Origin of the sequence: Nonomuraea sp. LPB2021202275-12-8, from assembly GCF_037044575.1 — a bacterium.
Classification (GTDB): Bacteria; Actinomycetota; Actinomycetes; order Streptosporangiales; family Streptosporangiaceae; genus Nonomuraea.
This window is the reverse complement of the sequence record NZ_JBAHWD010000099.1, coordinates 1-2,264: the sequence shown is the minus strand read 5'-3', so window position 1 is coordinate 2,264 and position 2,264 is coordinate 1. Positions and strand designations below refer to the sequence as shown.

Annotated in this window: 4 protein-coding genes; 1 reads left to right on the top strand and 3 read right to left on the bottom strand. The window is 67.5% G+C overall.

The window, feature by feature from the left end; genetic code table 11:
* The 3 genes from V5E28_RS48795 to V5E28_RS48785 all read right to left on the bottom strand — a co-directional run.
* A partial coding sequence (locus V5E28_RS48795) for a transposase (protein ID WP_336217155.1) occupies positions 1-202 on the bottom strand: 202 nt, incomplete at its 3' end.
* 63 nt (positions 203-265) lie between these two features.
* The gene (locus V5E28_RS48790) at positions 266-1,363 is read right to left on the bottom strand and encodes a helix-turn-helix domain-containing protein (RefSeq protein WP_336217154.1); all 1,098 of its coding nucleotides are present in this window, start codon (positions 1,361-1,363) and stop codon (positions 266-268) included.
* Positions 1,360-1,809, bottom strand: a complete 450-nt coding sequence (locus tag V5E28_RS48785; RefSeq protein ID WP_336217153.1) for a tyrosine-type recombinase/integrase — start codon at positions 1,807-1,809, stop codon at positions 1,360-1,362. Before V5E28_RS48785 ends, V5E28_RS48790 begins: the two co-directional genes overlap by 4 nt.
* Before the next feature lie 82 nt (positions 1,810-1,891).
* Between V5E28_RS48785 and V5E28_RS48780 the strand changes: the two genes are divergently transcribed.
* Entirely contained in the window at positions 1,892-2,245 is a 354-nt protein-coding gene (locus tag V5E28_RS48780) for a VOC family protein (protein WP_336213257.1), read from the top strand.
* Positions 2,246-2,264: the final 19 nt, after the last annotated feature.

The window sequence follows — 2,264 nt, the reverse complement described above, 5'->3', positions numbered from 1 at the left end:
GGGCTAGCTCGTCGCGCTCGGCCTTGCCCAAGCCTCCGCCCGACATGTCGTCCTCGGACTCGGCCTCACGCACCCATGTCCGCAAGGTCTCGCGGTTCATCCCGAGCTCCCGCGCCACATCGGCGCAGGTCCGGCCCGTCGTACGGACCAGCCTCACCGCGTCTCGCTTGAACTCATCGCCGAACTTCGACGGTCGTGCCACCCGAAGGCTCCCCTCTATGGACCAAGATCCATTGTCGGGGATGTCCTCACCTCGGGGGGAACCTCAGAGGAGACGGCGGAGCATGGCCAGGCGCTGGTGCTGGCTGATGGGCGCCGGGTTGGTGGTGGTCTGGTGCGGGAGGGTCATCCGGTGCAGGCGCTTGGCGCGCATGGCCCATCGCAGGAAGGCATGGGTGCGTCGGCGAGCGTTGTAGGCGCCGGCATACCAGGCGTCGATGTCAGCTTGGCCGCAGCTCGACAGCTCACGACCACGCTGGCTGAGCCAATTCAGGAACGCGATGGCTTGCCTGACCTCGGCGCGGCCCGAGTCCGTTTGCGTGGCGGTGACCGGCCCGCGCTCGGCGAAGCGCCGGAGTCGATGCAGCACGTGCCAGGTGGCGAACCTGGTGATGACGTGCTGGTGGTCAGGGTCGGTGATCTCGGTGAGGGTGTCGCGAAGCCACCGCTGGAACAGAATAAGGTGCCGGTCGACGCGAGGCAGAACGCCGTGCAGCATCAGCAGGTCCCGCAGGTAGGCGACCGAGCGCCAGGGTGACATCTCATCCAGCGCCTCGTGGGTGATGGGCGTTGCCGGGTCGGCCAGGCTCCGGAGCATCTGGTGAACGTGCGGGGTGAAGATCCATTGGATGCCTGCCCGGGGATTGGTCATCGTGCGGAAGCCCTCGAAGAAGGGCAGCAGCTCGGGCCGGATGCCGCCGTCCCCGCCGTCCAGGACGGCCCGCAGGTCGGCGGCCAGGGCGCACGGGCCGCAGAGCCCGCGCCGGTATCTCCACCCTTCGGTCCCGCAGTTGTCGCAGGCCAGCGGCGGTATGTTCATGCTTCTGGGCGGAGGCGGGCGCGGGTCGGTCGCCTGGCGTTGAGGTTCACCGGGCCGTTGTCGGTAGCGGTCTTGCGGACGACGGCGTTCTCGGCCTTGGTGGCGATCAGCTCGGCCGGGGGTGCAGGTGAAGATGTCGCAGAGCGCGGCGAGCACGGGCAGCGACAGCCGTTCCGGAATGCCGGTGGCCAGCCGGTGCACCTGAGATACCGACAGGTCGATGCCCCGCTCGGCCAGCAGCGGGACCAGGTCGCTGATGGTGAACATGCCGTGGGCGGCCATGATTTCGCGCAGCCGCCATTGGTAGCTGACCTGGCGTTTCATCGGGATCTCCTAGCGGGTTCGAGGGCGGCTGCCAAGGTCTCGTCCAGGGCCCGGCGCAGGGTGCGGGTGCGAAAGTCGGAAGAAACGCAGGTGTAGAGAGACGTCGTGCTGGCGTGCTCGTGGCCGCATTGGAACTGGACGAACAGCGGGTCGCGGCCCGCCTCGATGAGGTGGGTGACGTAGGAGCGTCTCAGCCCGTGGAAGTCCAGTCCGGGATCGAGGCCGAGCGCGTCGCGGTAGGCGGCGAAGCGGGAATTGATGCGCTGCAGCCCGATCCTGGCGCCGCGTTCAGAGGGCCAGTGGGGTTCGAGCTCCGCCGTACGACTCGGGGCCAGCCGTACTTCTGAGATGAGCCAATCTCGGAAGTGGATTCCAGGCTGTACTTCCGAGATTCCGCACTCCAGGACTCCGAAACTCGCCCAGTCCACTTCCGAGATCACGAACATGATCGACCGTTGGCCGCTTCTGCTCGTAGCTCGGCTCGACCCCTTGCGGGCCGGGCCGCCGGTCTTGTCTATGCTCAAGCCCATGGCACTGGAATGGGAACAGATCATCGTTGACTCCGCCGACCCTGTCGCTCTCGGGCGCTGGTGGGCCGAGGCTCTCGGCTGGGTTGTGGTCGACGAATCTGAGGAGATCATCGAGATCCGGCCTGAGCCGGACCGGATGCCGGGGCTGCTCTTCGTGCCTGTCCCCGAGGGCAAGACGTCGAAGAACCGGCTCCACCCCGACTTCCGCCCCGACGACCAGGTGGCCGAGGTCGCCCGGCTGCTCTCCCTCGGTGCCCGGCGCCTCGACACCGTGCAGGACGAGCAGCACTGGGTGACCCTCCTCGACCCGGAAGGCAACGAGTTCTGCGTCCTGAGTGAGCGGAAGAGCTGAGCGGAAGCACTGGCGGAAG

Coding starts and splice junctions, on each gene's coding strand:
- V5E28_RS48790 (WP_336217154.1), bottom strand. CDS start 1,363: ATGAAACGCCAGGTCAGCTACCAATGGCGGCTGCGCGAAATCATGGCC.
- V5E28_RS48785 (WP_336217153.1), bottom strand. CDS start 1,809: ATGTTCGTGATCTCGGAAGTGGACTGGGCGAGTTTCGGAGTCCTGGAG.
- V5E28_RS48780 (WP_336213257.1), top strand. CDS start 1,892: ATGGCACTGGAATGGGAACAGATCATCGTTGACTCCGCCGACCCTGTC.